The organism is Bradyrhizobium sp. GW821-FHT13H05, from assembly GCF_058804065.1.
On record NZ_JBXAPO010000009.1, the window covers coordinates 85506 to 112462 of the forward strand.

Sequence of the window (26957 nt, forward strand, 5' to 3'; positions counted from 1 at the left end):
CTCGCCCTGCTTGGCCCCGAAGGACTCACAGGACGTTGGCGCCGTCCGTTCCGCACGCAGCCAAGGACCTCACGAGGTTCATCTCGCCCTGGTCCCGCATCGCGTGCCCGGCACTGCCGCGTCCACCGCACCCCGGCCCACGTTCGCTGCGACGTACGATCGCCCCTCTCCCTGGGCCGGGATGACGAGATAGTGCCGCAAATCCGAATTTCGGTAAAGTGGAATATTTTTGTGGAAAGGGGTTGACGGATTTTTGCGAGAGGCAAGTGTTTTGCCCGACGGGTCAGGATCGGACCACATAGGTAAGGTTAATTCTTCCTTTCGATTGTCGGTAGAATTTTATCTATTATCGTCCGTGCCGTGGATGACGAACCAGAGGCTCCGATAGTGTTTGCGTGTTGCCTGATCGTGACCGGGATTGCATTGCTTCTCTCCGGCATCGTTGCCTTTGGCTTTCATAGAAACTCGCTGCACTCGATGGCGTTGCTGTAACGATACCAACGAACCAGCTTGAAGCTTGTAGGATGGGTAGAGCGCAGCGAAACCCATCGACGCTCAGCGATGTGACGAAGCATGATGGGTTTCGCAAGTGCTCTACCCATCCTACGGACCGTCACTTGTCATCCTCCACCTGATGTCCAGCAAACCGATCATCAGCCCGGCGTAGCCGCCGGCAGAGCTCGCGGTTGATGTTCTGCAGGACGATCACATAGGCGTGGATATCGGCCTTGTAGCAGGCATAGAGTTTCTGGGCGGTCAGCTCGTACAGCACCGTCGGGCTCTCCGCGGCCACCGTGGCGGAGCGGTTTTGCATTTCGATCAGCGTCATCTCGCCGAAGAAGTCGCCGGGCTCCAGGACGGAAATCGGGATCACGCTTCCCGCATTCGCCCGCTTGCTCACCGCCAGCCGGCCGGATTTGACGATGAACATCGAGCGTCCCTGATCGCCTTCCGCGACGACGGTCGCGCCGGCCTCGAAGCGGCATTCGACCAGCATCGACATCAGGAGATCGAGACCCGGGTCCGGCAGACCGCCGAAGAACGGCGTCGCGAGCAGGAACGATTTCAAATCGGGGGCACTGGCAACCATCGCGCGAGGATAAGCCTCGTCGCCATCTGCGGCAAGCCGAGCACACGCCGGCACCGGCGACGCCCAATGTGCTTGAACAAATGAGCACGATCTTCCCGGAAAGCCGCCTCGCACCTTAGCGGATCGCGCCCTAGTTTCGCTCACCTTCGCCGACGACGACGAAGGGTCCCCAAAGGGCGGGATAGGCGTTCAGCTGATCGGACGCGTCGTCCATGTAGGACAGCATCGCCTGCCGCAAGGCCTCGGAACGTCCGATGTTCGGATTGGCCTTCATCACCTCGAAGGTCGACGTGGCAAGCTTGGTCGCCGCATCGGATGCGACCGCCCAGTGCGAGACCAAGAGCGCCCGCGCCCCGGCGTAGAAGAAAGCGCGCGCCAGGCCCGACAGAGCTTCGGCGCCCGGCTTGCCGCCAGCCGCCGTGTTGCAGGCGGACAGCACGACCCAATCCGCGTTCAGCTTGAGCTGCGCGATTTCGCTGGCGGTCAGCAGTCCGTCGTCCTGATCGGTCGGCTGTTTGGGAAGCGAGAGCGCCAGCGACGGCTCGCCCAGTCCCTGCACGTCGCCGGCGACGAGGCCATGGGTCGCGAAATAGACGACGCGGTAGTCGGCGAGCGAGGCGGTCTTGACCGTCGTCTCGCTGGCATCGGCCCGCAGATGCAGATCGCCGCTCGGAACGCCCATCCGTCTTGCGATTCCAAAGAGCTCGTCGGAGGTGTCTTCAAGGCGCGGCAGCGCCCGGCTGAGCAACGAACGATCGACCGAAGCTCCATGCCAGTAATCCGAGTAAGCCCCCACGGCATCGAGCGACCTGGCCTTGCCGTTCTTTTTTCTCGGCGGCGGCTGCACGGGTTTTGCGTCGTCAGCCCGCTTCGCGGCCGCCGGCGGCGGCACCGGTTCAGGCGCCGGAGCAGGCGGTTCGGGGCCGAAAATCGGATCACCAAAGCCGATCAGCTGTTTGGAGCTGGTGCTCTGATGCGCGAAGCTGCGCAGCACCCGAATGCTCGAGACCGATGGCTGCACCGAGATGCTGTAGCTGCGTAGCAGCCACGCGGCCTTGCGATACGCCGCGGCGTCGTTGAGGCCCGTCGGCCGCTCGGCCGGCTTCTGCGTCACCAGCAGGTGGAACGGCATCGCGGTCAGATTCCCGGTCGGCACCAGGATGAGTTTCTTCTTGCCTTTGATGATATCGGCGACCGGGCCAAACAGCGTCGTGTACAGCGCGTAAGCTCCGTCGAGATCGAACAGCTCGGGCTTGTCGCCAGCCGGGATCGTATCCAGCTTGCTCAAGTCCAGCCCGGTCCGAAAGGCCGCGACCCTCTGCGTCAGCGAATCCTTGCCGACGGCAATTCTGGACCAGCTGAACTGCGAAGGCCCGACGGCAAAGACGTAGGTATTGTCCTTCTCGACCAGCCAGAAAACCATCGCCTCGTCCGGCCCGAGCAATTTTTGTGTTTCCTCCAGCGTCGTCGGCCGCGGTCGCGACAGCGCCGAATATTCCGGATATTGCGCATCGAGCTTGCCGCGGACCTCGGCGAGCTTGCGCTCGATATCGCTGATTTGCTTGCGCAGCTTGTCGCTGGTGTCAGGCCCGGAATCGTCCTGCACGCCGGTCGATACGCTGAGCGCCTTGTTCTTGTCGCTCCAGGCGTGCAGGAGGTCCTGGTCCTGCCGGACGAGATCGGCGATGGCACCGTTGCCCGAGGCAAAGCGGTTGCCCATTCGCTGGATCGCGGCGGCCGCGGAAGACTGCGAGCTCCACTGCGCGGAACGAAAGGCCTCGCCTCCGAGCGTGGCCGCGGACTTCGGGTCCTTGTCGGCAACGGCCGACAGGTTCGCGACATTCAACTGGAAGACACCCGCCTGCATGTCCGCCTGCAGCTTATTGTCCTCGGTCGCCTGCGCGACGGTCTCTTCCTGCTGCGCGAGATAGCTGGACATGATCGCGACCGCCCGCCGCGAATACGCGGTTGCCTTGTCAAAATCGCCGAGCAACACCTCGAGATCCGAAGCATCCCTGAGATCTGAAGCTACCGCGGCACTGGTTGGACCCAGCATCTTTTCGTGGATGGCCAACCTGCGGTCCGCCAGCGCCAGCGCCGCGGCGTAGTCCTTCTGGCGCATCGTCACTTGCATCAATCGATTGAGCGGCCAGACGACCGACAGCGGATTGCTGCTTTTGGCGTCATAGATGGCGATCGCGCGATTCAGTGGGGGACCCGCCAGATCATATTTTTGTTCAAAGAGATAGAGGTTTCCGATATTCGAAAGCACGTTTGCCGCGGCGATACTGTCGTTGCCGAAGGCGCTTTCGTTGATGGCCAAAGCCCGCTCCAGGGGCTCGTGCGCCTGACTGGAGCGACCCGTCATTGAATAAATCATTCCAATTTGCGAGAGCGCGTTCGCGACTGCGGGAGAATTCGGGCCGGACGCTTGCTGACGGATAGCGAGGACGCGTTCTGCGACCGCGCCTCCCTCTCGCCAACGTTGCGTACTGGTATAAATCGCTGCAAGCCCCGACAGGATATCGGCAACTTTCGGACTGTCCGGCCCGACGGATCTTTCGGCGATCGACAGGGCTTGCTGGTAGAACGATTCGGCCTGGGCGCTCCTGCCTTGATTGCGATAGGTCCCGGCCAGTCGGAACAGCCCGTCGGACAACTCGAGGCCATCGGCGCCGCCCATCTCCCGATCGGCCGCGATGGCCTTGAGATAGAGCTTCTCGGCAGCGGCATATTTGCCCTGATCGGTGTAGAGCCCGGCAAAGCGCATCGACGTTCGCGCGACATTGCGCGGATCGGACGCTTTCTCGTAGATCGCCAGCGTCTGCTGGTAGAGGTCCTCCGCCTCCTGGTATCTCTTCTGGGCCTGATACAGCGACGCCAGATTGCCGGCCGAATTCGCAACCGCAACGTCGTCGGGCCCGAGCGACTGCATGCGGATGGACAACGCTTTCTGAAAGCTGTCCTCGGCCAGCTCGAATTTCTTCTGATTGCGATAGACCACGCCGAGATTGTTCAGATTGAGCGCGACCATGGCGTCCTCTGGTCCGAGCGCCTTTTCGTTGATGGCAAGCGCGCGCTGCAGGTAGCTTTCCGCCTTGGCAAGGTCGCCGTTGGTCCGCTGTGCATTCCCGGCATTGTTGAGCGACTTCGCGAACTCGACGGGCTCGCGATCGGGATCCTTTTCCTGGATCGCGACCGCGCGCATCAGCAGGTCGAGCGCGTCCGGCAGCTTCCCTTGCGCCGTATAGACGTTGGCGATCTTGACCAGAGCCACACCGTAATAAAAGTCGTCGACGCCGTATCTCTGCTTGATCGCAGCCTCGTATTTCCAGGCTTCGGCCAGCGCTTCATCATATTTTCGCTCGAGGCGCAGCTTGTCGGTGTTGGCGCGCATCGCGTTGAGGTCGTCCTGCTGCGCGAATGCCGGAGCAGCCGTGAGGCCGAGGATGACCGCGAGCAGGGCAAGCACGTAACGGTGGTTTTGCGAATATCCTCGCATTGCAGCTTCCCTCGTGCGCCCGGGGCAAAGACAGCCCGCATTCATCGCTCCAGGCGACGCGCAAGGCCGGTGGTTAATAGACATCCGGAACGGCCTTCAGGTTCAATTCGACCTCCCCGCGCCCTGGCGGCCAGCACATCCGTTCACAACACTGTTATTGCGACCTGTCGCGCGCCTTGCCGCCACTGGGCGGCTCGCGCTCGTTGTTGTACCTTCAGGCGTGCAATCGCACGGTCGTCAGGAGGAATTGACATGACCACGGTCGTATTCAACCGCCGCACCCTCCTCGCCGGCTCCGTCTTCGCAACCGGGGTTTTGGCAGCCGGCGCTTCCGGGCTGCTGTTGCCCGCACGCGCGGAAGGCCTCGCACCGACCGATTCGATGTCGGGCGGGGCGAACAACTACCGCAAGGGCGCGCCGATCGTGGACCGGATCGGCAAGGGCGGCTTCTGGATGAGCGGCACCGTGCGCCGCGCCGGCGACGGGGCTCCGCTGGCCGGCCAGCGCATCCAGATCTGGGCGCACACCGTCGAAGGGCAGGAGCACGAGCCGCAGAGCCATGGCGCCACGCTCACCGACAAGGACGGCGCGTTCCGGCTCGAGATGCCGCAGATCATTCCCATCTTCGGCCAGCCGCATGGCCACCTCGCCTATGACAGCGGTGAGTTCAAAACCGTCTTTCTGCGGCCGGTGATGCGGAGCGCCAAGGAAACCAGCCTGGAGGCGCACTTCGTTCTGCAATCGGCCTGACCGCGTTGCAAATGCAGGGGTGGAGACTGGTTCGGGTGGTCCTGATCTGGGTCGCCCTTGCTTTGGCCATTGGTGTGCCGATCGCCGCCGCAGCCACGAGCGAGCTGCTCGCATGGCGCGGTCCGGTCTACATCCTGGCCGGATTCGCAGGGATGATTGCCCTGGGTCTCGTGCTGGTCCAGCCTCTGCTGATCGGCGGATATCTGGCCCCGCTGTCGGCCTATCGGGGACGCCGCGCGCATCACTGGATCGGAGGCACGCTGGCGGTGGCCGTGGTGATCCATGTCGTCGGCCTCTGGATTACCAGTCCGCCCGACATGATCGACGCCCTGCTGTTCTCATCGCCGACGCCGTTCTCCCCCTTTGGCGTGATCGCGATGTGGGCCATCTTCACTGTCGCGCTTCTGGCCGCGCTGCGCCGGCGATTGGGACTGCGACTGCGGACGTGGCGCCTTGTGCATATCCCCCTCGCGATCGTCATCGTCGTCGGCAGCGTGGTCCATTGCCTGCTGATCGAGGGAACCATGGAGACGATCTCGAAGGCTGCGCTTTGCGTGCTGATCCTGGCTGCGGCCGCAAAAGTCATGGCTGACCTGTGGCTGCGGCGAAAGCGCGGGACGTTGCGCGGAGAGAGCATTGCGCGACAGTCATCAGCTCGCTGACATTTCGAGGGCCGCTCCCTATATGTGAGGCCCTGCGCACCGCGCTTCATCCGGACCCGCCACATGATCCCCTTCTCCGTGCTCGACCTTGCTCCCATCCGCCAGGGCAGCAATGCATCGCAGGCGTTCCGCAATTCGCTCGATCTCGCCCAGCATGCCGAGGCGTGGGGCTACAAGCGGTTCTGGCTGGCCGAGCATCACAACATGACGGGGATTGCGAGCGCGGCGACATCCGTGGTGATCGGGCATGTCGCCGGCGGGACCAAGACGATCCGCGTTGGTTCCGGCGGGGTCATGCTGCCGAACCATTCGCCGCTGGTCATCGCCGAACAGTTCGGCACGCTGGAGTCGCTCTATCCCGGGCGGATCGATCTCGGGCTCGGCCGCGCGCCGGGCACCGACCAGTTCACCGCGCGGGCGCTGCGGCGCGACCTCGCCACCAGCTCCGAGAATTTTCCGCAGGACGTGCTGGAATTGCAGGCGCTGCTCGGCGACGTGCAACCAAACCAGGCGATTCGCGCCGTGCCCGGCATGGGCACGAAGGTGCCGCTGTGGATCCTCGGATCCAGCACCTTTGGCGCACAGCTCGCAGGCATGCTCGGCCTGCCGTTCGCGTTCGCCTCGCATTTCGCGCCGCAGATGATGATGCCGGCGCTGCGCGAGTATCGCGCGCGCTTCGCGCCGTCGGCGCAGCTCGACAAGCCCCATGCGATGGTCGGCGTCAACGTGTTCGCCGCGAACAGCGACGCGGAAGCGCAGCGGATGTTCTCCTCGCTGCAGCAGCAGTTCATCAATCTGCGCCGCGGCACGCCCGGCCCGCTGCCGCCGCCGGTCGACGACATGGACGCGCTGTGGTCGCCGGCCGAGAAGGCCATGGTCGCCCAGTCGCTGTCATGCTCCGCGGTCGGATCGCCTGAAGTGGTGGAACAGAAGCTGAAGGCGCTGATCGCCGAGACCGGCGCGGACGAGCTGATGACGACGGGCCAGATCTACGACCACGCAGCCCGGCTGCGCTCATTCGAGATCGCGGCCGGGGTGCGGGATCGGCTGGCAAAACAGCCGGTGGTGTGAGCGCGAAGACCACGCCCGTCATTGCGAGCGCAGCGAAGCAATCCAGGGTGCCTCTGCGGAAACAAGTCTGGATTGCTTCGTCGCTTCGCTCCTCGCAATGACCGGGTGGCGCTAGTCCGGAAACCCGAACAGCTTTGCCGGATTGTGCACCAGGATCTTCTCCAGCTCGGCCTGGTCAGGGGCGTAGCGGTACATCAGCTCGAGCAGATCGGCATCGTTCGGCGGCTGCCTGACCGAGACCGGATGCGGCCAGTCGCTGGCCCAGACGCAGCGGTCGAGGGCGGCCTCGATATAGGTGCGCGCGATCGGGATCACGTCGTCATAGGGCGGGCCGGCCTTCGAGGTCTTCTCGCCAAGCGACAGCATCACCCAGAAATTGCCCTTCTTGAGCAGCTCCAGCATCTTGCGCAAATTCGGATCGGTCTTGCCGGCTTCCGGATCGGGGCGCGCCATGTGGTCGATCAGCACGGGCACATCGAGATTTTCGTACTTGGCAACGCTGGAGACGATGCCATCCTTCTCCGGCTGGATTTTCACGTACCAGCCGAGCTCGCGAATGCGGGCGATGGCGCGGGCGAAATCGGCGTCCGACAGCACGGCGCCGAGCTCCTGACGGAAGCTGAAGCGGGCGCCACGCACGCCGGCGTCATGAAGCTTGGCAAGGTAGGAATCGCTCGCCTCCGCGAACACCAGCGCATTGGCGCAGCCGCGGTAGTTCGGGCCCATCGCGGCGAGACCGTCGAGCACGACGGAATGGTCAGCGCCATAAGTCGTGGTCTGTACGATGATGCCGCGCTCGATGCCGAGCGTCTTGTGGACGCGCAGCGCCGCTTCCCAGGTCGCGGTCGGCATCCGGTAGGCCGCACCGGGACGCTCCGGATATTTGTCGATGGGACCGAGCACGTGAAACTGGCTGTCGACCGTCTTCGGCGGCGGTGCCTTGACCGGGCGGCGCGGATTGGGGTCGAACGGCAGATAGGTCGGCATGCAGATGCTCCCTTAGTCGATCACGGCGGTGAAGTCGCACTGCACCAGCGCGCCGCCGTCCATGTTGTCCATCGGCAGCGCGTGACGCGCCGGGCGTGAATGCTCGTCCGGAAACATCTTGAGCCACTCGACATTGACGGGCCCGCGCTGCGTGCGGTCCTTCAGCCACACCGTCATCTTGATGATGTCGTCCGTGGTGCCGCCGGCAGCCTCGACCGTCGCCTTCATATGCGCGAACATGTTGGCGCATTGGGCGTCGAGGCTCTCGGGCATCACGCCGGCCCCATCGCGGCCGAGGATGACGCCCGACATCACGAGATTGCCGATGCGGCAGGCGTTCGGAATCGGGTTGGCGTGCTTGAAGCCGCCGATATGGATGCTCTTGCGCCGCTTCTGACCATTCATAGTGCGCTCCCTCTCTTTTATTGGTTCAGACGAACTGGCACGACACCGAGCCGAACGGACCATAGTCGGCATGGAACGTGTCGCCGCGGCGGATGTCGACCGGACGCGTGAACGACCCCGCCAGCACGACCTCACCGGCGGCGAGATGCTCGTCATGCGGCGCGAGGCGGTTGGCGAGCCAGGCGATGCCGTTGGCGGGATGGTTGAGCACGCCGGCGGCAAGCCCGGTCTCCTCGACCTCGCCGTTGCGGAACAGCAGCGCGCCGATCCAGCGGAGGTCCGCATCCAGGGGACGGAACGGCCGGCCGCCGAGCACCAGCGCGGCGTTCGCCGCATTGTCCGAGATCGTGTCCCTGACCTTTCGGGTCTTGCCGGTCTCCGGATCGACGCGGTGCATGCGCGTCTCCAGAATTTCCAGCGCGGGCGTGACATAGTCGGTGGCGTTGAGCACGTCGAAGATGGTGCAATCGGGCCCGCGCAGCGGCGCCTTCAGCACGAAGGCAAGCTCGACCTCGATCCGCGGCGCGTGGAAGCGGTCGAACGGGATCGGCGTCGCGTCGGCATAGAACATGTCGGCGAACAGCACGCCGTAATCGGGCTCGTTGATGCCGACCGCGTTCTGCATCGCCTTCGAGGTCAGGCCGATCTTGTGGCCCTTGATGACGCGGCCGCGGCCGAGCTGGAGTTTCGTCCAGGCGCGCTGGATCGCATAGGCATCCTCGATCGAGAAATCGGGATATTCCTTGGTGAACATCGGGATCAGCGCCTTGGTGCGCTCGGCTTCATCCAGGCGCGCGGCAAGGCGTTCGATCGTCGCGGTATCGAGCATGACTTACTGCTCCGCCGCTACCGTGTTGCGCAGCACGCCGATGCGCGCCGACTCGACCTCGACGACATCGCCCACCTTCAGCCAGCGCGGCGGATCGAAGCGAACGCCCGCCCCCGTCGGAGTCCCCGTCACGATCATGTCGCCGGGCTTCAGCGTCGCGAAGGTGGAGAGATAGGAGATCAGATAATCGAACGGGAACATCAGCCGCTCGGTCGTGTCCTGCTGCCGCACCTCGCCGTTCACGCGCGTGGTGATGTCATGAGGCCCGCGCGGATCGAGCTCGTCCGCGGTGACGATCCACGGACCGATGCTGCCGGAGCGATCAAAATTCTTGCCCTGCGTGACGTTGAACTTGCCGTGGCGCAGCCAGTCGCGGATCGTGCCTTCATTGCACAGCGTCATGCCGAAGATGTGGGACCACGCCTTCTCGCGCGGGATGTGGCGGCCGCCCTGGCCGATCACGATCACGATCTCGCCTTCGTAGTCGAGCTGCTCGGAGACCTTGGGCTTCTCCAGCGTCTGGCCGGAGCCTGTCATCGAGGACATGCTGCGCACGAACAGGCTGGGATATTTGGGCAGGTCCGAATTGTCCTTATATTCGGCGTTGCGCTCGGCGTAGTTGACGCCGATGCACCAGAGCTTTTCCGGCGCCAGCACCGGCGGCAGCAGGACGAGCTTATCCAGCGCGTAGTCGGGCTTTTGCCCGGCGACGGCTTCCTGCGCATCGGCAAGTGCGTTGGCCGCGATCAGCGCCTTCACGTCGGAAAAGTCGCGGCCGATCCGCCTGGTCAGATCGACCACGCCGCCTGCGACGGCCGCGCCGTAGCGCGCCTCGCCGTCCAGGAGATAGCTGAGGAGTCGCATTGTCGTTCTCCAATGGTCTTGAGGCGACGCGCCTGATGCGCCGCGCGCTCAGTCTTTCGATTTTGGCGTCTGGAACACGGTGTTCAGCGTCACGATCTCGCCGAGGCTGGCGTAGCGCGGCCCGCCGATGCGCGCGATCGGATCGAGCGCCTTGGTCTCGACCTTGCCGTCATTCACGAGGCCGTCGCGCAGGTGGAACATCACGACCTCGCCGACGATCAGCCGGCTCTTGGCATCGCCGAATTCGAGGCACTGGCGGAAGCGGCATTCCATCGCGACCGGCGCAACGCTAAGCCGCGGTACCTTGATGCGTTCGCAGGGCAGCGTCTCCAACCCGAGATGCTCGACCTCGCTGATCTCAGGCGGATGCTCGACGGAGCTGTCGTGCACCGCTGACATCAGCGGGGTATCGGCGATGTGGATGACATACTCCTCGGTATCGAGGATGTTGTGCGCGGTGTCCTTGTAGTTTGCACCCTTGCGGCCGACGCTGATGGCGAGCATCGGCGGCTTCTGCGAGACGAAGGTGAAGGCGCTGAACGGCGCGAGGTTGAGCACGCCGGTGCGCGACAGGCTGGTTACCCACGCGATCGGACGCGGCACCACGATGCCGGTCATCAGGCGATAGATACGCTCCGCGCCAAGCTCGGTGGGATCGATCCGCATCGCTCAGTCCGCCTTGATGTTGGCCTTGCGCACGACCGGAATCCACTTGGCGTCCTCGCGCTCGAGATAGGCCTTGAACTCGTCCGGCGTCATCGGTGTGGATTCGCCGCCGAGCTTCTCGAACTTGTCGATAACGGCGGGATCTTTCAGGATCGCAACCAACGTCTCGTGCAGCTTGTCGATGACAGGCGCCGGCGTACCGGCCGGCGCGAACAGGCCGGTAAAAGTCTGGCCGTCGAAATCCTTGTAGCCGAGCTCGGCGAAGGTCGGGACGTCAGGCAGCGACTTCAGGCGATGCGGGCTGGTGACGGCGAGCGCGCGGAACAGTCCGGCCTTGATGTGCTGGAGGCTGACCGTGAGCTGGTCGAATGCGAACTGCACCTGGCCTCCGAGCAGATCGTTGATGGCAGGCGCATTGCCGCGGTAATGCGCGGTGACCCATTGCAGATCGAGGCTGGACTGCATCAGCTCACTGAGCAGATGGTTGGTGGTGCCGGGGCCGGGCGAGGCCATGGTCAGCTTGCCGGGCTCGCGCTTGGCGAGGTCGACGAATTCCTTGAACGTGTTGGCCTGCACCGACGGATGCACCTCGAGCACCAGCGGCGTCATCGAGATTGTCGAGATCGGCAGGAAATCCTTCTTCCAGTTATAGGCGTCACGCTTGTTGATCTCGGTCGCGAACAGCACCGGGCCGTTGGCGCCGACGAACAGCGTGTAGCCGTCGGGCGCCGATTTCGCGAAGGCTTCGCCCGCGATCATGCCGCCGGCGCCGGCCTTGTTCTCGATGATGAAGGGCTGGCCGAGCTTTTCCTGGAGCTTGTCGGCGACGATGCGCGCCGCGCTGTCGACGTTGCCGCCGGCCGGATAGGGCACGATCAGCTTGACGCTGCGCGCCGGCCATTGCTGGGCCGATGCTGGCCCTGCCAGGATCGCTGTGACAGCAGCTATGGCAATCGCGATTAATCTCATGTTAACCTCCCGGCGGCGCTTCCAATTCACTTCGAACGCCTTGACGTTGCGCACGGCGCTCGATCGCCGCGCAATCTCCAGATGTGCGCTTTACCTGTCGAGTGAATTGTGGCGTTCTTGTCCATAATATGGACAAGGCCGATTCCTCAAGATCCGCGCGCGGTGCGCTGGAACCGCGACAAGGTGCGCAGGCAATCCGGCGCGCGCTTGCGGTGCTGCGCATTCTTGCCGCAGGCCGCGAGGACGGTGTGCCATTGGCCGAGGTCGTGCGGGCGACCGGCCTCACACGCCCGACCGTGCATCGCATCGTCCACGTGCTGATCGAGGAAGGCATTGTCGAACGGCACGGCAGGAGCGGCCGCTACGCGATCGGCAACCAGGTGCCGGAGCTGGCGCTCGCGCGCCCGCGGCCGTCGCGGCTGCTGGTCGTCGCTAATCCGTCGCTGCAGCGGGCGTCCACCGCGATCGGCGACACGCTGTTCCTGACGGTGCGGACCGGCCACGACACGCTGTGCGTCGATCGCAGGATCGGCATCTATCCGATCCAGGTGCTGTCGATCGAGGTCGGCGCGCGCCGGCCGCTCGGCGTCTCTAGCGCAGGCGTCGCCATTCTCGCCGCGATGCCGGCACCGGACGCGCGAAAAATCGTCGCGGCCAACGAGAAGCGGTTCGAGACCTACCAAACCGACGCCGCGGCGGTGATGAGCCAGGTCACCGCTGCGCGGAAGCGGGGATATAATATGAGGGAGATCGGCCTGGTGCAGGGCACGAAATCGATCTCCACCTGGATCAAGACGCCGGACGGACAGCCGGCCGCGGCCATCACCGTCTCCGCCGTTCGGACGAGGCTCGGACCAAGGCGGGAGCAGGACGTCGCAGAGATTCTGCTGCGGGAGGCGCGGATCATCGAACAGGCCATTCGCGGCTAGCTTCGGACGACGCTCCATCGCCTCTCCCCGCGTGCGGGGAGAGGCCGGATTGCATCGTTAGATCCAATCCGGGTGAGGGGGAGTCTCCGCAAACCCAACTGTCACCGTCACGGCGGAGAGTCCCCCTCACCCCAACCCTCTCCCCGCAAGCGGGGCGAGGGAGCGCACCGACGATGCGGCGCTGTCAATGGGCTGACGTGGCCCTCCATTTTGTGGCACAAGGGCCGCCATCGCCGACCGATCAACGAGGCCAAGCATGCCCGCGCCGAAACCGCCTGCCTTCGAGACCCTGAGCCTGCATGCGGGCCAGCATCCGGATCCCGCGACCGGGGCCCGCGCGGTGCCGATCTACCAGACCACGTCCTACGTGTTCCAGGATTCCGATCACGCTGCCGCGCTGTTCAACCTGGAGCGCGCCGGCCACATCTATACGCGCATCTCCAACCCCACCACCGGCGTGCTGGAAGAGCGGCTCGCGGCGCTGGAAGGCGGCGTCGGCGCGATCTGCACCGCGAGCGGCATGGCCGCGCTGCATCTGGCCATCGCGACGCTACTCAATGCCGGCGACCATATCGTGGCGTCGAGCTCGCTCTATGGCGGCACCATCAATCTGCTGGCGCACACGCTGCCGCGCTTCGGCATCACCACGACGTTTGTGAAGCCGCGCGATCTCGACGCGTTCCGCGCGGCGATCAAGCCGAACACGAAACTGGTGATCGGCGAGACCATCGGCAATCCCGGGCTCGAGGTGCTGGATATTCCGAAGGTCGCGGCGATCGCACATGAGGCAAAGATTCCGCTGCTGATCGACAATACTTTTGCCACGCCCTATCTCAGCCGCCCGATCGAGCTGGGCGCCGACATCGTCATGCATTCGGCAACCAAATGGATCGGCGGCCATGGCATCGCGATCGGCGGCGCCATCATCGATGGCGGCCGCTTCGACTGGCGCGCCTCGGGCAAGTTCGGCGTGCTGACCGAACCCTATGGCGGCTATCACGGCATCGTCTTCGACGAGCAGTTCGGCACCGCCGCCTTCATCATGCGCGCGCGGACCGAAGGCCTGCGCGACTTCGGCGCCTGCCTGTCGCCGACCAACGCGTTCCAGCTGCTCCAGGGCGTGGAGACGCTCGGCGTGCGCATGGACCGACACATCCACAACACGCATCTGGTGCTGGAGGCGCTGAAGGCCAACAAGGCCGTCGACTGGGTGCTGCATCCCTCGCTGGAAGACCACCCCGACTATCAGCTGGCAAAGACGCTGCTGCCGCGGGGCGCCGGCTCGATCGTGTCCTTCGGCATCAAGGGCGGACGGCCTGCCGGGCGCAAGTTCATCGAATCGCTACGCATGATCAGCCATCTCGCCAATGTCGGCGACGCCAAGACGCTGGTGATCCACCCCGCCTCGACCACGCACCAGCAGATGGACGCCGAGCAGCTCAAGGCCGCTGGCATCGGCGAGGAGCTGGTGCGGCTGTCGGTCGGCATCGAGACGGCAAGCGACATCATCGACGATCTCGCGCAGGCGCTGCGCATCTCCCAGAAGGTTTGACACGATGAAGCTCTCCGTCAACGGCGCCGAGATATTTGCCGCAAACGGTGGCCGCGAGTTCGACAACTCCCTGCCCGCAGTCGTCTTCATTCATGGCGCCGGCTTCGATCATTCGACCTGGGCGCTGCATACGCGCTGGTTCGCCCATCATGGCTTTGGCGTGCTGGCGCCCGACCTGCCCGGCCACGGCCGCTCTCCCGGGCCTTCGCTGTCAACCATCGCGGAGATGGCGGACTGGACGGCGGCATTGCTCGCTGCGGCCGGCGTGGCAAAAGCGCATCTGATCGGCCACTCCATGGGATCGCTGATCTCGCTGGAGACCGCGGCACGGCACCCTGAGAAAGTATCTGCGTTGAGCCTGATCGGCACCGCCGCGACCATGACGGTGGGCCCCGATCTCCTGAAGGCGGCCGAAGCCAACTCGCAAGACGCGAACGACATGGTGTCGATCTGGGGCCTCGGCTTCAACGCCGAGCTCGGCGGCAGCCTCGCGCCGGGACTGTGGATGCATGGTGGCGCCCAGGCGGTGCTGAAATCCTGCGAGCCGGGCGTGCTCTTCAAGGATCTGTCGGCCTGCAATTCCTACGCGAATGCGCTGACTGCTGCTGCGAGCGTAAAGGTGCCGGCGACCCTCATCCTCGGCGAACGCGACATGATGACACCGGCGAAGGCGGGCAAGGCGCTGGCGGCAGCGATCCCGCATGCGAGGACCGTCGTGGTGCCGGGCGCCGGCCACATGATCATGGCCGAGCGCCCGGACGAGTTGCTGGCGGCGCTGAAGGGCTGAGCTTCGCTCAGGAGCCCGGCGTCCACTTCCAGACGATGTCGGAGACGTTCACCGGCTTCGGAATCAGGCCGACCCTGGAAAAGCGGTCGGCGACCGCCTGCTGGCTCTTGATCACGTCCGCGTCCACCGGCACGGTACGGTAGTTGGAGCGATCGACGAAGCGGCGGATCGCTTCGATATCGACGCCGGTCGCCTCGGCCTGCGCTCTGGCGACCTCCTCGTGATGCGAGTCGGCCCATACGCCTTCGGATGCGAAGGTCGTGTTGAGCTTCGCGACGAGTGACGGATACTTTTCCACGAAGTCGGCACCGGCGATGTAGAACGCGTTCGGCTGATGGACGTCCTTGTCGAAGGCGATGACGCGCGCGTTCTCCTTCAATTCGGCCAGCGCAAAATAGGGATCCCAGATCGACCAGGCGTCGACCGAGCCCTTGACGAAGGCTGCCGTGGCATCGGCCGGCGCGAGCGGCGCCGGCGTGATGTCGGTCCAGGCAAGGCCGGCCTTCTCCAACGCCGCGACCAGCAGGTTATGGGCGCTCGATCCCTTGCCGAACGCAACGCGCTTGCCTTTGAGATCGGCGAGCGTCTTGATCGGGGAGTCCTTGGGCACGATGATGGCCTGGCTGGTGCCGTCCGACTTCACCGCCGCAACATAGCGGATCCTGGCGCCGCCGGCCTGCGCGAAGATCGGCGGGGCATCGCCGACATAGCCGAAATCGACACTGCCGACATTGATGGCCTCCAGCAGCGGCGGGCCGAACTGGAAGTCGATCCACTTGATCTCGATGCCGAGTGGCTTGAAGGCGTTTTCGAGCGTCTGGCGCTGCCGCACCGCCGGAAAGAAGCCGCCTTTCTGCGTGCCGATGCGGATTTCGGTGGGCTTGTCCTCGGCGCGCGCGGGCGCGGCAAGGGCGGTTGCAAGGAGAAGCGTCGTTGCGATGATATATCGTCGCGTAATCATGGTTGGTCCTCTCGGTTGCTTCGGGGTCAGATGGCAAAGAATGGGGAATTCGCGCGCCCGCTCCGTTCCGACAACACCGCGCGCGCGGCGCGCTCGGCCTCGCGGGCGGAGCGGAACTGGCGACCTTCGAGGCTGTCGAACAAGCGCTCGGAGGAGAAGAAACGGAAGCCGCGCGCATCGCGCGTGACGATGCCCGCGGCGCGGTCGTGGATTTCGATAATGTAGGCGTTCGATTGGGCTTGAGACATGACTGCTCGTTCGCCGGGATTTCGGCGCTCCTGTCCAGGATGTGCGATGTGTGGCGTTGCTAGCGACTGATCAGCAACAACAACAGGCGCCGGAGGCCGCCGAGAAACAGCGCTGCGTCATGCACGCATGCATGTCGTCAAGGTTACGCTGGTGATGGGTTCCCATGTCGCGGCATCAAGCTCGATGAGCAGTTTCGATGCTTCGAATATCGAGCGATTGGCGCGTTCGGTCAATGAAATGGCAATCCATATTTGGGACCGGCGCGCCGGAGTGCTTCTCCCGCCGCAAGCGCGGACAGACGAATTCATCTCGCGCTGCGCGGCGGGATGGCGTTCAACTGAATCAGGTTGCCGTCGCGACGTTGCGCAACATGCCCTGGAGCCGCGATCCGACCCTGGCAACGTTGTCATGAACGCGCAGCTTGTAGCGGCTGACGGCATCGCGATCGACCGCGAAGAACTCCTTCTCCGGATAGGTGCGGCCAAAGATGTCGATCAGCATGCTGCGGAACTTGCCGGACACGATCGCGGTGTCGCCGGCGCCCTGTTCGGTATAGGCAACGGCCTCGGCCGACGTCAGCGCGCAGAGCAGCGGATGCAGCCGGGTCGAGAACACCTTCTTGTGGCGCTGGATGTCCTGGATGACGCGATCGAGCGGAAGGTTCTTCAATATCTCGTCGCCGATGTTGAGCTGCTCGTCGACGACAGGCGTCGCCATCGGAAACTGGTCGATCAGCCAGTCGCCGAGATGCTCAACATTGGAGCGGCCTCGGCCGTACATCAGGACGTCGTCCTCGTAGCGCGCGAACCAGGTGTCGAGCCGGTCGATGAGCCGGTCAAGCGCTGCGCGCGGGATGAGATCGCGATACTGCGTTCCGAAGATTCCCACCTTCGCCTTGCCGCGCGCCAGCACCTTCATGAGATCGTCGGTGAGCAGCGGCTCGTAGATGCTGTTGCCGATGCCGAGCACGATCAGATCATAGGACGCGCGGGCACGGTCCAGCGTGCGGAAGGTCAAATGATCGACCACGGCGTCGCCCGGCAGGAGCGAGTTGATCATGTGATAGCCGAGCCGGTCGCCGAAATTGCCGACATCATTGTAGGAGATGACGGCGACATTGCTCGCCTTGACCGCCGGCACGCGATCCATCGGCGTCAGGCGCATCAGGATCTGGAGTTGGTCGACCGGCATCGTCGCGGTGATCTGGAAGCCATGGCGGTCGAACAGCTTGGCCAATCCCAGGAAGCTGAAATGGGTCAGCCAGCCCAGCGCCAGCCGGTCCACCGAGCCCGTCAGATCGGTCGCGCAATAGCTCAGCACCACGTCCCGCTTCGCCGACCGCAGATGCGCGAAGAACGCGTCAGAGTCGGGAATGTATTCGAGGACGCCGAGCAGCGTGATGACGTCAGCATCGGTCGCGGCCTCGGCCGGGAATTCCCCGGCATTGAAGTCGCAGACGATCGTATCGGCCTCGCGCGCGACCAGGTCGCAGCCTCGATAATTGGCGCCGAGCGGCAGGAACTTGCGCAACGACATCTTGCCACAGCCGAGGTCGAGGACGCGCGCACCGGCTGGGATGAATTGTGCGGCGAGCTCGGCCCGGGCGTCCCAGGCGGCTTCCAGCGACGCCGGATCCGACCAGCGTGCCATGTCCGTCTTCCGCACCTGCGCTTGCGCGCGGTCTTTGCGAACCATCGCCGGCTCCATGTTTGATGAAGGCTGTACCGGCCTACGGCGACGAATCGCCGGCTGCGATGTAACCATTCGGCCGAATCAGGGTCAATCACGGCCGATAACGGTGGCGGATCGCTGGCCAGATTCCCCGACCTGACCTAGATTCCCGCACGATGATTCCTGGCAAACACCGACCCGGCAGCCCGCTGGCACAGCAGCAGATCGCGGATCTGCTCGGCCGCGGCATCGCACTGCATCAGGCCGGCCAACTGCCCCAGGCGCGCGAGACCTATCGCATCGCGCTGGCGGTCGATCCACGGCACCCCGATACGCTGCACCTGCTGGGCGTCAGCTTCCTGGCCGAGCACCCCGGCGAGGCGGAACAACTGATCCGGCAGGCGATCGCGGCGAGCCCGCGCAACCCGCTCTATCTCGCCAATCTGGGCGTAGCGCTCCGCAACCAGCGCAAATTCGACGACGCGCTGGCCATGTTCGACAAGGCGTTGCGCCGCAAGTCCGACTATTGGGAGGCGCATTTCCAACGCGCCCTGACCCTGCTGGCGATGGAGCGGCCGGAGGACGCGCTGACATGGCTCGGCCGCGCCATCGCGCACAATCCCGACTATGTCAGCGCCCTGAAGTACCGGGCCGATATTCTCTCGGATCTTAATCGCTTCGAAGCTGCGCTGGCCGGCTATGACCGCCTGCTCAAGATCGTGCCCGGCCATGCAGCCGCGTTGAACAATCGCGGTATCGTGCTGCTCCGGCTGATGCGGCCCGAGGCGGCGCTTGCCGACTTCGACGCGGCGATCGCGCTCCAGCCGGATTCGCCCGAGATAGCGAACAGCCGCGGCTCGGCGCTGCGCGCGGTGGGACGGCTCGACGACGCCCTGGCGTCGTTTGATCGCGCGGCAGCGCTGAAGCCGGACTTCGTCGACGCCATCGTCAATCGCGGCAGCGTGCTGCAGGACCTTGCGTGCTACGACGAAGCGCTGGCCAGCTATGCGCAGGCCCAGCAGATGGATCCCGGCCACGCCGCAGCCCACTGGAACGATGCGACGCTGCGCCTCCTGACCGGCGATCTCGCCCGGGGTTTCGTCGAGGCGCAATGGCAGTCGAAGGTCGCTGCACTCGGCCTTACCACGGCCCAGTTCAGTCAGCCGCTATGGCTCGGCGAGAGCCCGATCGAAGGCAAGACCATCCTGGTGCATGCCGATCTCGGCTTCGGCGACACCATTCACTTCGCCCGCTACATTCCCATGCTGGCCGCGCGCGGCGCACGCGTGATCGCAAGGGTGCAGGCCGCGCTACGAAAGCTGATCGGCACGGTGGATGGGGTGACCCTGTGCATCGACAAGAACGCTCCGCTGCCCGACTTCGATCTGCACTGTCCGCTGTCCAGCCTGCCGCTGGCGTTCGGCACCACGCTGGAGAGTATTCCTGCGGCCATTCCCTACCTGGCCGCATCAGGCACGCCGGACGTGTGGCGCGAGCGCTTCGGCACGGACGCGCGGCCGAAGATCGGCCTCGTCTGGTCGGGAAATGCGACGCACGCCAACGACCGGAACCGCTCGATACAAGCCGAGCTGCTCGCGCCTCTGCTTGCGCGCAAGGCCGTGTTCGTCAATTTGCAGACTGAGCTGCGTCAGAGCGACAAGACGGCGCTGGGCGAGCGCGACAATCTCGTCATGGCCGGTCAGTTCTTTGCCGATTTCACCGACACGGCCGCGGCGATGGCGGCGCTCGACCTCGTCATCACCGTGGATACCAGCGCGGCTCACCTCGCCGGCGCACTCGGGCGTCCGGTCTGGCTGCTGCTTCCTCACGTCCCGGACTGGCGCTGGCTGCTCGATCGCGAGGACAGCCCGTGGTATCCGACCGCGCGCCTATTCCGTCAGGACGCCGCACGCGACTGGAGCGCGGTGATCGCGCGCGTCAATCGCGCCCTCGTGGAGGAATTCCCTACCACATCGTAGCGGCCGCGCGCTCCGGCCAGATGCGATCATATTCGTCGCCGCCGACCGTGTTCTGGCTCATCTCGGCGAGGATCTGGCCGGGCGTCGGCAGTGTCTTCAGATCGATGCGCTTGTCGGGATTCCAGAGGTCGGAGCGGACGATGGCGCGGGCGCACTGGAAGTAGATCTCGTCCACCTTCATCACCATCACGCTGCGCGGCGCCTTGCCCTCGACCTTGAACGAGGCCAGCAGCTCCGGATCGACCGAGAGATGGGCGCGGCCGTTGGCCCGGACCGCATTGCCGGAGCCGGGGATCAGGAACATCAGCGACACCCTGGGATCGCGCACGATGTTGCGCAGGGAATCGACCCGGTTGTTGCCGCGGCGGTCCGGCAGCATCAGCGTTTTGGGGTCGTGAATGCGGACGAAGCCGGGGAGATCGCCGCGCGGCGAGCAGTCGATGCCCTCGGGGCCGATGGTGGCGAGCGCGGCGAAGGGCGCCTTCTCGATGAAGATGCGGTAGAGCGGGGTGACATGGTCGGCGACTTTCACGGTCGAGGCATCACCGACGGCACCGTAGATGGCCTCAAGCTGTTCGACCGTATTGATCACCGTCATTCCACTCTCCTGGTTGCGCCGGCCGCTACTCGTGCCAGCATTCGTTCCTGATGATGCGCACGAGCTGGCGGCTGTGATACTCCGCGCTGCCGGCGTTGACGATGGTGACATCGGCATTGGCCGATGCATCGCTGACACTGCGCGCGAGGCGATCGGCGATGTTGCCGTCGCTGTGCCGCGCCCGCGCGGCAAGCCGCTGCGCCAGCACGTCCGGCGGCGCGGTTATTGCGACCACCACAACGTGTGCATAGGCCTGGCGCAGCGCGCCAATCACGGTGCGCGAGACATTGGCGACGACCGCGCGCCCGGCGCGGATGTCGTCGTTGATGTCGAGCGGCAGGGCGTAGGAATGCCCGTGCGCCTCCCAATGTACGGCGAAATCGCCGTGCTCTTGAGAGCGGCGAAACTCGTCCTGGCTCACCGCGATGTTGTCCTCGTCGGCGGAGGATGCGCGTGTCACGACCCGGCGCGGGAAAACGACGTTGCGATCATCAACGCAGGCCGCCTGCGCCAGCCGCAGCAAGGTGTCCTTGCCCGCGCCGCTCGGGCCGACCACAAGCACCAGCCGGCCGGGACCGATCGCACCCGCCTCGCCCTCGGTCATGGTCGCGGTCTCGCTCATGCCACGCGGTGTCCTTCGCGCCAGACGCTGCGGACCACGGGAACGTGGCCTGCGACATGGACGCGAATCAGGTCGGCGCGCTTGCCGGTCGCGACCTCGCCGCGGTCGGTGAGACCAACCGCCTCGGCAGGCGCCTTGGTCACGGTGCGAACCGCCGCCGGAAGGCCGATCGCAGGCACATGCTCGGGCAATTGCAGCGCGGCCATCAGGAGGCTGGAGGGAATGTAGTCCGATGACAGGATGTCAAGCAGGCCTTCGCGGGCGAGATCGACCGCGGCGATATTGCCGGAATGCGAGCCGCCACGCACGACGTTGGGCGCGCCCATCAGGATGTCGATGCCGGCCTGGTGCAGGCCGCGCGCGGCCTCCAGCGTGGTCGGGAATTCCGCCACCGAAACGCCATCGCGCACGGCGTCCACGACGTTCTCCTCGGTGGTGTCGTCATGGCTCGCAAGCGGAATCCTGTACTGATGCGCCAACGCCACGATCTGGCGCATATTGGTCGCGGCATAGGCCTTCTGATATTCGAAGCGTTTTGCGAACAATTCGTCGAGCTCGGCGTCGGTCTTGCCGCCGTTCTTGCCGCGATAATAATCGCGCAGCTTCCCCTCATCGCGGAACTGGCGCTGGCCGGGCGTGTGATCCATCAGCGACATCAGCTTCACGTCGGGACGGTCGATCAGCTCCTTGGCCTCCTCGACCACGCTCGGCATCGGGATTTCGCAGCGCAGATGCAGGAAGTGATCGGCGCGCAGCAGATTGGCGTCGCGTGCGGTCGTGATCGCGGCGGCGAGCACGCCGGCGCGGCCGTCGACTTCCTCGGCGCCATCCTCGCGCCAGACCCGGAGCGAGTCGAACACGGTGGTGATGCCCGACGTCGCAAGCTGGCCGTCATAGGAGATGACGGCTGCGACCGGATTCCAGAACACTTTTGGGCGCGGCACGTAATGCGCTTCGAGGTGGTCGGTGTGGAGCTCGATCAGGCCGGGCATGATCAAATCACCGCCGGCATCCTCGGCGCCCGCGGGCGCCCTGCCCTCGCCGATCTCGGCGATGCGCTCATCGGCAAGAGCGAGCCAGCCCTGCTCGATCACCCGGTCAGCCAGCACGATCCTGGCGTTGGCGATCACAGTATCCTTCGGCTTGGCGTTCATTTCCATTTCCTTCAGGCCGCGGCGGCAAAGCTTGTCACATCAACGATACGATCGGCAATCAGATGACGGATTTCGTCGTCATGGACAATGGCAACCATGGCGACGCCCTGGCGTTTCTTCTCGGCGATCAGCTCGACCACGACAGCGCGGTTGGCGGCATCGAGCGAGGCGGTCGGCTCGTCCAGCAGCAGGATCGGCAGATCCGAGATGAAGCCGCGCGCGATATTGACGCGCTGCTGCTCGCCGCCGGAGAAGGTCGCGGGCGGAAGCTGCCAGAGCCGCTCGGGGATGTTGAGACGATGCAGCAACCCGCCGGCGCGGGCCTGCGCATCGGCACGGGCCATGCCGTTCACGATCAGCGGTTCGGCGACGACGTCGATGGTCGCAACCCGCGGCACCGCGCGCAGGAATTGGCTGACATAGCCGATCGTGGAGCGGCGGATATTGAGGACTTGCCGCGGCTCGGCGGTGGCGAGGTCGACCACCGCGCCGCGGTGGCGGATACCAATGCGCCCGGAGTCGCAACGGTAATTGCCGAAAATCATCTTCAGGATCGACGATTTGCCGGCGCCTGATGGACCCGACAGCACGACGCATTCGCCGGGGCTGACATGGAAGGTCACGCCGCTGACGACAGGCAATTCGATGCCGCCCTGCAGGTGCATCGTAAAAGTCTTCTTGGCGTCGGCAATTTCGATCATGGCGGTCATCGGAAAACTCATCCTGGAAGGCTTATGGCGGCAAAATCGAGGAAACGAGGAGTTGCGTATAGGGCTCGCGCGGATCGTCGAGCACCTGGTCGGTGAGACCGGTCTCGATGACGCGACCGCCCTTCATCACCATCACGCGATGCGACAGAAGCCGCGCGACCGCGAGATCGTGGGTGACGATGATGACGGCGAGATTCAGCTCGGCCACGAGGCTGCGCAGCAGGTCGAGCAGGCGCGCCTGCACGGACACGTCGAGACCGCCGGTCGGCTCGTCCATGAACACCAGCCGGGGCTCGGTGACGAGGTTGCGCGCGATCTGGAGGCGCTGGCGCATACCGCCGGAATAGGTGCGCGGCGCGTCGTCGATGCGCGCTGTGTCGATCTCGACGCGCGTGAGCCAGTCCGAGGCGGTGTCGCGGATACGGCCATAGTGATTCCAGCCCACCGCCATCAGCCGCTCGCCGACATTGGCGCCGGCCGAGACCGCCATGCGCAGGCCCTGCGCGGGGTCCTGGTGCACAAAGCCCCAATCGGTGCGAAACAAAAAGCGCCGCTCGGCCTCGCCGAGCGTGGCGAGATCGCGGGTAACGCCGTCGCGCATCCGATAGGAGACGTGGCCGGCGCTGGCCGCGAGCTGGCCCGACAGGAGCTGGAGCAGCGTCGACTTGCCCGAGCCGGATTCGCCGACGATCGCCAGCACCTCGCCGGGATAGAGCGAGAACGACACGTCCCGGCACGCGGCGATGCGGCCGTAGGACTTGCTGAGGGATTCTGCGACCAGCAAAGGCTCGTCGTTCTCGAGCGCGTTCTGATCAACCATGATCTCTCTCCTGCGCCTTCTCCTTGTAGGGGGCGGCGCTCAGGCTGCCGTGATGGCCGGCGGCCTGACGGCCCTCGCAATAGTCGGTGTCGGAGCAGACGAACATGCGCCCGCCCTTGTCGTCGGTGACGATCTCGTCGAGGTAGGAATTCTCGGCCGCGCACAGCGCACAGGGCGCGTTGAAGCGATAGGGCTCGAACGGGTGATCCTCGAAATCGAGTGACACGACCTGCGTGTAGGGCGGGATCGCGTAGATGCGCTTCTCGCGGCCGGCGCCGAACAGCTGCAGCGCCGGGCAATTGTCCATCTTGGGATTGTCGAATTTCGGCGTCGGCGACGGGTCCATCACATAGCGTGCGTTCACCTTCACCGGATAGGCGTAGGCGGTGGCGATGTGACCAAAGCGGGCGATGTCCTCGTAGAGCTTGACGTGCATCAGGCCGTATTCAGCGAGCGCATGCATGCGCCGCGTCTCGGTCTCGCGCGGCTCGAGGAAACGCAATGGCTCCGGGATCGGCACCTGATAGACCAGCACCTGGTTCGCGTGCAGCGCCGTCTCCGGGATGCGGTGACGGGTCTGGATCACCGTTGCATCTTCCGTCGCAGTGGTCGTGGCAACGCCGGCAGTCTTGGCGAAGAACTTCCGGATCGAGATCGCGTTGGTGGTGTCGTCAGACCCCTGGTCGATCACCTTGAGCACGTCCTGCGGACCAAGAATCGCGGCCGTCACCTGCACGCCGCCGGTGCCCCAGCCATAGGGCATCGGCATTTCACGGCTGGCGAACGGCACCTGATAGCCGGGGATCGCGATCGCCTTGAGGATCGCGCGGCGGATCATCCGCTTGGTCTGCTCGTCGAGATAGGCGAAATTGTAGGCGGGCGCGTTCATTCCGCGGCCTCCTTCATGGCATCGGGCGTATTGGCCTCGGCAAATTCCTTGCGCAGCTTGCGCAGCTTGCGCAGCAGGCCGAGCTCGGACTGGAAGTCGACATAATGCGGCAGCTTCAGATGCTCGACGAAGCCGGTCGCCTGGACGTTGTCCGAATGTGACATGACGAATTCTTCATCTTGCGCCGGGGCGAGTGCTTCCTCGCCGAGCTCGCGGGCACGCAGCGCGCGATCGACCAGCGCCATCGACATGGTCTTGCGCTCGCTCTGGCCGAAGGCGAGGCCGTAGCCGCGGGTGAAACACGGCGCTTCCGTCGCCGAGCCCTTGAACTGGTTGACCATCTGGCACTCGGTCAGCTCGATCGAGCCGAGCGGCACGGCGAAGCCGACGTCTTCGGCAAACAGCTCGACCTCGACCTCGCCGAAGCGGATCTCGCCGACAAAGGGATGGTTGCGGCCATAGCCGCGCTGGGTGGAATAGCCCATCGCCAGCAGAAATCCTTCGTCACCGCGCGCGAGGTTTTGCAGGCGCAGGTCGCGGTCGGCCGGAAAATTCAGCGGCTCGCGGGTGAGATCGCCGACGCTGGCGCCGTCTTCGGCTTGCGGCGAGGATTCGATCAGCCCGTCGCGGCCCAGAATGTCAGTCACGCGCGGCGTGGGCGCGGTCGATGCTTCAGACGCTGCCGGTGACTCCGGCACAAACCCTTCCGCGAGTGAGGGATCGAGCAGGCGATGCGTGTAATCGAAGGTCGGCCCGAGGATCTGGCCGCCCGGAATGTCCTTGAACGTCGCCGACACCCGCCGCTGCACCCGCATCGCGCCGGTGTCGACCGGCTCGCTGGCGCCGAAGCGCGGCAAGGTGGCGCGGAAGGCGCGAACCAGGAAGATCGCCTCGATCAAATCGCCCCGCGCCTGCTTGATCGCGAGCGCCGCGAGCTCGCGGTCGTAGAGCGAGCCTTCGCTCATGACACGGTCCACGGCAAGGCCGAGCTGCTCCGAGATCTGGTCGAGAGAGATTTCCGCAACGCTCTGGTCGCCGCGCCGCGCATAGGCGAGCAGGCGATGGGCGTTCTCGATGGCGCGTTCGCCGCCTTTGACTGCGACATACATGCTTCAGCTTCCCTTGCTCACGACGCGCGTGGTGCGGGGGATCGCAACCACGGCGTCATCGGCGACCAGCACCACATCGATGCCGCGCGGAAACAGCGCCTCGTTGAACCGCAGCCGCTCGAACAGGTCGAAAGGCTTGATCGACGCCTGAAGCGACGCCACGCCATCGATGCCGGGACCGCGGAGCTCGAAGCTGCGCCCTGCGTCCAGGCTCTCGACCTGGACGATCACCGTGGTGGAACGATCCGGATATTCGTTGGTGCCGAGCGCGAAGCGTTCGAGCGCCGGAAGCAAGCCACCATCGCTGATCAGCGCAAAGCTCGCGATGGACGAATCCTGCACCACCGGCGCGCCAGTGTGGAACTTCAGCCATTTCGTCACCTCGGGTCTCTCCGCCATCCGCGCGTCGAGCCAGAGTGGCGTGTCGTGGTCGAACAGCGTCAGCGCGATCGCGGCGGTGCCGCGCATCATCGTATCGGGCGCTCCGGCCATCGGCACGATGCGCTGGACCGAGCCCGGCCGCGCCATCGCATCCATGACCGAACGAAAGGTCGATTGCGCCGACAACACCTTGTCGGCGAACCCCGGCGGCAGTTCCGCAATCGTGGTCATGATCTCACCCCTCACCGCGCACCATGGTGTAGAAATCAACCTTCGTCGCAGCGGTCTCGCCCGCTGCCTGTTTGCGCTTGACCATAAGCTGCTCGCGCAACGGCGCGATAACGTCCCGCTCCACCGCGGCGCCAAAATCCCGCGATTGCACCAGCGCATCGCACAGCGCGATCAGCCGCGCCTTCTCGCCGTCGCGCCCGAGCGTGTAGCCGAAGCCGACCTCGCCGCTCGCAAGCCGCACCGCGGCGCGCGACACCGTGGCTTCACCGAGGTTGAACGGCGCGCCATCGCCGCCGACCCGGCCGCGCAGCATGACGAGGCCGTTTTCCGGTTCGCGCAGATCCTGATGGGTCGGGAGGGCCAAGTTGCGGAGGCGAGCGGCGATCTCGCCCGCCTCCGCATGCGCCAGCACGGCCATTGCGGCCTGGCGCTGGGCTTGCTGGGTATTGTTCTGGGTCACCAAATTCACCGAACTTGCCGAATTCAAGTTGTCTATGATAATAGACAACTTCATACGGAA

General features: G+C 64.9%; 27 protein-coding genes. 7 read left to right on the top strand and 20 right to left on the bottom strand.

Annotated features, from left to right (window positions below; genetic code table 11):
• Positions 1-613: 613 nt before the first annotated feature.
• Both AC1RR3_RS25305 and AC1RR3_RS25310 read right to left on the bottom strand, forming a co-directional pair.
• Positions 614-1090, bottom strand: coding sequence for a Crp/Fnr family transcriptional regulator (locus tag AC1RR3_RS25305; protein ID WP_492825809.1), 477 nt, complete (start codon positions 1088-1090; stop codon positions 614-616).
• 130 nt (positions 1091-1220) lie between these two features.
• Entirely contained in the window at positions 1221-4592 is a 3372-nt protein-coding gene (locus AC1RR3_RS25310) for a CHAT domain-containing tetratricopeptide repeat protein (RefSeq protein WP_492825810.1), read from the bottom strand.
• Between the two features lie 252 nt (positions 4593-4844).
• Here AC1RR3_RS25310 and AC1RR3_RS25315 point away from each other — a divergent pair, with 252 nt between their 5' ends.
• The 3 genes from AC1RR3_RS25315 (at position 4845) to AC1RR3_RS25325 (ending at position 7075) form a co-directional block, all read left to right on the top strand.
• On the top strand, positions 4845-5342 hold the full coding sequence (locus AC1RR3_RS25315; RefSeq protein ID WP_492825811.1) for a peptidase associated/transthyretin-like domain-containing protein: 498 nt from the start codon (positions 4845-4847) through the stop codon (positions 5340-5342).
• A gap of 11 nt (positions 5343-5353) precedes the next feature.
• Entirely contained in the window at positions 5354-6004 is a 651-nt protein-coding gene (locus AC1RR3_RS25320) for a ferric reductase-like transmembrane domain-containing protein (protein ID WP_492825812.1), read from the top strand.
• Positions 6005-6067: 63 nt separating this feature from the next.
• Positions 6068-7075, top strand: a complete 1008-nt coding sequence (locus AC1RR3_RS25325; protein WP_492825813.1) for an LLM class flavin-dependent oxidoreductase — start codon at positions 6068-6070, stop codon at positions 7073-7075.
• A 111-nt stretch (positions 7076-7186) separates the two neighbouring features.
• Here the strand turns inward: AC1RR3_RS25325 and AC1RR3_RS25330 are convergent, their stop codons facing one another.
• The 6 genes from AC1RR3_RS25330 to AC1RR3_RS25355 are packed head-to-tail and all read right to left on the bottom strand — an operon-like array spanning position 7187 to position 11795.
• On the bottom strand, positions 7187-8062 hold the full coding sequence (locus tag AC1RR3_RS25330; protein WP_492825814.1) for an amidohydrolase family protein: 876 nt from the start codon (positions 8060-8062) through the stop codon (positions 7187-7189).
• 12 nt (positions 8063-8074) lie between these two features.
• Positions 8075-8467 carry a RidA family protein gene (locus AC1RR3_RS25335; RefSeq protein ID WP_492825815.1) on the bottom strand — a complete coding sequence of 131 codons (393 nt, stop codon included), beginning with the start codon at positions 8465-8467 and terminating at the stop codon, positions 8075-8077.
• A 25-nt stretch (positions 8468-8492) separates the two neighbouring features.
• Complete coding sequence (gene hpaH, locus AC1RR3_RS25340; RefSeq protein ID WP_492825816.1) at positions 8493-9296, bottom strand: 2-oxo-hept-4-ene-1,7-dioate hydratase; 804 nt, start codon at positions 9294-9296, stop codon at positions 8493-8495.
• A gap of 3 nt (positions 9297-9299) precedes the next feature.
• Positions 9300-10160 carry a fumarylacetoacetate hydrolase family protein gene (locus AC1RR3_RS25345; RefSeq protein ID WP_492825817.1) on the bottom strand — a complete coding sequence of 287 codons (861 nt, stop codon included), beginning with the start codon at positions 10158-10160 and terminating at the stop codon, positions 9300-9302.
• Positions 10161-10208: 48 nt separating this feature from the next.
• On the bottom strand, positions 10209-10826 hold the full coding sequence (locus AC1RR3_RS25350) for a flavin reductase family protein (protein WP_492825818.1): 618 nt from the start codon (positions 10824-10826) through the stop codon (positions 10209-10211).
• Between the two features lie 3 nt (positions 10827-10829).
• Positions 10830-11795 (bottom strand): Bug family tripartite tricarboxylate transporter substrate binding protein, encoded by a 966-nt coding sequence (locus AC1RR3_RS25355; RefSeq protein WP_492825819.1) that lies wholly within the window; start codon positions 11793-11795, stop codon positions 10830-10832.
• Positions 11796-11923: 128 nt separating this feature from the next.
• Between AC1RR3_RS25355 and AC1RR3_RS25360 the strand changes: the two genes are divergently transcribed.
• The 3 genes from AC1RR3_RS25360 (at position 11924) to AC1RR3_RS25370 (ending at position 15063) form a co-directional block, all read left to right on the top strand.
• On the top strand, positions 11924-12724 hold the full coding sequence (locus tag AC1RR3_RS25360) for an IclR family transcriptional regulator (protein ID WP_492825820.1): 801 nt from the start codon (positions 11924-11926) through the stop codon (positions 12722-12724).
• A 256-nt stretch (positions 12725-12980) separates the two neighbouring features.
• A complete protein-coding gene (locus tag AC1RR3_RS25365; protein ID WP_492825821.1) occupies positions 12981-14276 on the top strand; it encodes an O-acetylhomoserine aminocarboxypropyltransferase in 1296 nt (431 codons plus the stop codon).
• Positions 14277-14280: 4 nt separating this feature from the next.
• Positions 14281-15063 (top strand): alpha/beta fold hydrolase, encoded by a 783-nt coding sequence (locus tag AC1RR3_RS25370; RefSeq protein WP_492825822.1) that lies wholly within the window; start codon positions 14281-14283, stop codon positions 15061-15063.
• Positions 15064-15070: 7 nt separating this feature from the next.
• Here AC1RR3_RS25370 and AC1RR3_RS25375 read toward each other — a convergent pair whose 3' ends face one another.
• From AC1RR3_RS25375 to AC1RR3_RS25385, 3 genes are all read right to left on the bottom strand, one after another.
• A complete protein-coding gene (locus AC1RR3_RS25375; RefSeq protein ID WP_492825823.1) occupies positions 15071-16024 on the bottom strand; it encodes an aliphatic sulfonate ABC transporter substrate-binding protein in 954 nt (317 codons plus the stop codon).
• 26 nt (positions 16025-16050) lie between these two features.
• A complete protein-coding gene (locus tag AC1RR3_RS25380; RefSeq protein WP_492825824.1) occupies positions 16051-16272 on the bottom strand; it encodes a hypothetical protein in 222 nt (73 codons plus the stop codon).
• Positions 16273-16615: 343 nt separating this feature from the next.
• On the bottom strand, positions 16616-17968 hold the full coding sequence (locus AC1RR3_RS25385; protein WP_492825825.1) for a class I SAM-dependent methyltransferase: 1353 nt from the start codon (positions 17966-17968) through the stop codon (positions 16616-16618).
• A gap of 152 nt (positions 17969-18120) precedes the next feature.
• Between AC1RR3_RS25385 and AC1RR3_RS25390 the strand changes: the two genes are divergently transcribed.
• Complete coding sequence (locus tag AC1RR3_RS25390; RefSeq protein ID WP_492825826.1) at positions 18121-19923, top strand: tetratricopeptide repeat protein; 1803 nt, start codon at positions 18121-18123, stop codon at positions 19921-19923.
• Here AC1RR3_RS25390 and AC1RR3_RS25395 read toward each other — a convergent pair.
• Genes AC1RR3_RS25395 through phnG form a run of 9 tightly spaced genes read right to left on the bottom strand, consistent with a single transcriptional unit; the run spans position 19910 to position 26906 of the window.
• Positions 19910-20521 carry a pyridoxamine 5'-phosphate oxidase family protein gene (locus AC1RR3_RS25395; protein ID WP_492825827.1) on the bottom strand — a complete coding sequence of 204 codons (612 nt, stop codon included), beginning with the start codon at positions 20519-20521 and terminating at the stop codon, positions 19910-19912. The two genes, AC1RR3_RS25390 and AC1RR3_RS25395, sit on opposite strands and share 14 nt — an antisense overlap.
• A 25-nt stretch (positions 20522-20546) precedes the next feature.
• On the bottom strand, positions 20547-21143 hold the full coding sequence (phnN, locus tag AC1RR3_RS25400; protein ID WP_492825828.1) for a phosphonate metabolism protein/1,5-bisphosphokinase (PRPP-forming) PhnN: 597 nt from the start codon (positions 21141-21143) through the stop codon (positions 20547-20549).
• Positions 21140-22297 carry an alpha-D-ribose 1-methylphosphonate 5-triphosphate diphosphatase gene (locus tag AC1RR3_RS25405; RefSeq protein ID WP_492825829.1) on the bottom strand — a complete coding sequence of 386 codons (1158 nt, stop codon included), beginning with the start codon at positions 22295-22297 and terminating at the stop codon, positions 21140-21142. Before AC1RR3_RS25405 ends, phnN begins: the two co-directional genes overlap by 4 nt.
• Before the next feature lie 11 nt (positions 22298-22308).
• Positions 22309-23007: a phosphonate C-P lyase system protein PhnL gene (phnL, locus tag AC1RR3_RS25410; RefSeq protein WP_492825830.1), complete on the bottom strand. Its 699-nt coding sequence runs from the start codon at positions 23005-23007 to the stop codon at positions 22309-22311.
• Between the two features lie 22 nt (positions 23008-23029).
• The gene (phnK, locus tag AC1RR3_RS25415; protein WP_492825831.1) at positions 23030-23827 is read right to left on the bottom strand and encodes a phosphonate C-P lyase system protein PhnK; all 798 of its coding nucleotides are present in this window, start codon (positions 23825-23827) and stop codon (positions 23030-23032) included.
• A complete protein-coding gene (locus AC1RR3_RS25420) occupies positions 23820-24716 on the bottom strand; it encodes an alpha-D-ribose 1-methylphosphonate 5-phosphate C-P-lyase PhnJ (protein WP_492825832.1) in 897 nt (298 codons plus the stop codon). Before AC1RR3_RS25420 ends, phnK begins: the two co-directional genes overlap by 8 nt.
• Positions 24713-25825: a carbon-phosphorus lyase complex subunit gene (locus AC1RR3_RS25425; protein ID WP_492825833.1), complete on the bottom strand. Its 1113-nt coding sequence runs from the start codon at positions 25823-25825 to the stop codon at positions 24713-24715. The genes AC1RR3_RS25420 and AC1RR3_RS25425 overlap by 4 nt, the downstream gene beginning before the upstream one ends.
• A gap of 3 nt (positions 25826-25828) precedes the next feature.
• Positions 25829-26437 carry a phosphonate C-P lyase system protein PhnH gene (gene phnH, locus AC1RR3_RS25430; RefSeq protein WP_492825834.1) on the bottom strand — a complete coding sequence of 203 codons (609 nt, stop codon included), beginning with the start codon at positions 26435-26437 and terminating at the stop codon, positions 25829-25831.
• Positions 26438-26441: 4 nt separating this feature from the next.
• Positions 26442-26906: a phosphonate C-P lyase system protein PhnG gene (gene phnG / locus AC1RR3_RS25435; protein WP_492825835.1), complete on the bottom strand. Its 465-nt coding sequence runs from the start codon at positions 26904-26906 to the stop codon at positions 26442-26444.
• Between the last annotated feature and the right edge of the window lie 51 nt (positions 26907-26957).

What these genes read in the sequence shown, in the direction of transcription:
- AC1RR3_RS25315 (WP_492825811.1), top strand. Translation starts at nt 4,845, where the DNA reads ATGACCACGGTCGTATTCAACCGCCGCACCCTCCTCGCCGGCTCCGTC.
- AC1RR3_RS25330 (WP_492825814.1), bottom strand. Translation starts at nt 8,062, where the DNA reads ATGCCGACCTATCTGCCGTTCGACCCCAATCCGCGCCGCCCGGTCAAG.
- AC1RR3_RS25405 (WP_492825829.1), bottom strand. Translation starts at nt 22,297, where the DNA reads ATGAACGCCAAGCCGAAGGATACTGTGATCGCCAACGCCAGGATCGTG.
- AC1RR3_RS25360 (WP_492825820.1), top strand. Translation starts at nt 11,924, where the DNA reads ATGGACAAGGCCGATTCCTCAAGATCCGCGCGCGGTGCGCTGGAACCG.
- phnL (WP_492825830.1), bottom strand. Translation starts at nt 23,007, where the DNA reads ATGACCGCCATGATCGAAATTGCCGACGCCAAGAAGACTTTTACGATG.
- AC1RR3_RS25310 (WP_492825810.1), bottom strand. Translation starts at nt 4,592, where the DNA reads ATGCGAGGATATTCGCAAAACCACCGTTACGTGCTTGCCCTGCTCGCG.
- phnN (WP_492825828.1), bottom strand. Translation starts at nt 21,143, where the DNA reads ATGAGCGAGACCGCGACCATGACCGAGGGCGAGGCGGGTGCGATCGGT.
- AC1RR3_RS25385 (WP_492825825.1), bottom strand. Translation starts at nt 17,968, where the DNA reads ATGGTTCGCAAAGACCGCGCGCAAGCGCAGGTGCGGAAGACGGACATG.
- AC1RR3_RS25425 (WP_492825833.1), bottom strand. Translation starts at nt 25,825, where the DNA reads ATGTATGTCGCAGTCAAAGGCGGCGAACGCGCCATCGAGAACGCCCAT.
- AC1RR3_RS25320 (WP_492825812.1), top strand. Translation starts at nt 5,354, where the DNA reads ATGCAGGGGTGGAGACTGGTTCGGGTGGTCCTGATCTGGGTCGCCCTT.
- AC1RR3_RS25365 (WP_492825821.1), top strand. Translation starts at nt 12,981, where the DNA reads ATGCCCGCGCCGAAACCGCCTGCCTTCGAGACCCTGAGCCTGCATGCG.
- AC1RR3_RS25305 (WP_492825809.1), bottom strand. Translation starts at nt 1,090, where the DNA reads ATGGTTGCCAGTGCCCCCGATTTGAAATCGTTCCTGCTCGCGACGCCG.
- AC1RR3_RS25335 (WP_492825815.1), bottom strand. Translation starts at nt 8,467, where the DNA reads ATGAATGGTCAGAAGCGGCGCAAGAGCATCCATATCGGCGGCTTCAAG.
- AC1RR3_RS25325 (WP_492825813.1), top strand. Translation starts at nt 6,068, where the DNA reads ATGATCCCCTTCTCCGTGCTCGACCTTGCTCCCATCCGCCAGGGCAGC.
- phnK (WP_492825831.1), bottom strand. Translation starts at nt 23,827, where the DNA reads ATGGTTGATCAGAACGCGCTCGAGAACGACGAGCCTTTGCTGGTCGCA.
- AC1RR3_RS25370 (WP_492825822.1), top strand. Translation starts at nt 14,281, where the DNA reads ATGAAGCTCTCCGTCAACGGCGCCGAGATATTTGCCGCAAACGGTGGC.
- AC1RR3_RS25390 (WP_492825826.1), top strand. Translation starts at nt 18,121, where the DNA reads ATGATTCCTGGCAAACACCGACCCGGCAGCCCGCTGGCACAGCAGCAG.
- AC1RR3_RS25395 (WP_492825827.1), bottom strand. Translation starts at nt 20,521, where the DNA reads ATGACGGTGATCAATACGGTCGAACAGCTTGAGGCCATCTACGGTGCC.
- AC1RR3_RS25345 (WP_492825817.1), bottom strand. Translation starts at nt 10,160, where the DNA reads ATGCGACTCCTCAGCTATCTCCTGGACGGCGAGGCGCGCTACGGCGCG.
- AC1RR3_RS25375 (WP_492825823.1), bottom strand. Translation starts at nt 16,024, where the DNA reads ATGATTACGCGACGATATATCATCGCAACGACGCTTCTCCTTGCAACC.
- AC1RR3_RS25380 (WP_492825824.1), bottom strand. Translation starts at nt 16,272, where the DNA reads ATGTCTCAAGCCCAATCGAACGCCTACATTATCGAAATCCACGACCGC.
- hpaH (WP_492825816.1), bottom strand. Translation starts at nt 9,296, where the DNA reads ATGCTCGATACCGCGACGATCGAACGCCTTGCCGCGCGCCTGGATGAA.
- AC1RR3_RS25350 (WP_492825818.1), bottom strand. Translation starts at nt 10,826, where the DNA reads ATGCGGATCGATCCCACCGAGCTTGGCGCGGAGCGTATCTATCGCCTG.
- AC1RR3_RS25355 (WP_492825819.1), bottom strand. Translation starts at nt 11,795, where the DNA reads ATGAGATTAATCGCGATTGCCATAGCTGCTGTCACAGCGATCCTGGCA.
- phnH (WP_492825834.1), bottom strand. Translation starts at nt 26,437, where the DNA reads ATGACCACGATTGCGGAACTGCCGCCGGGGTTCGCCGACAAGGTGTTG.
- AC1RR3_RS25420 (WP_492825832.1), bottom strand. Translation starts at nt 24,716, where the DNA reads ATGAACGCGCCCGCCTACAATTTCGCCTATCTCGACGAGCAGACCAAG.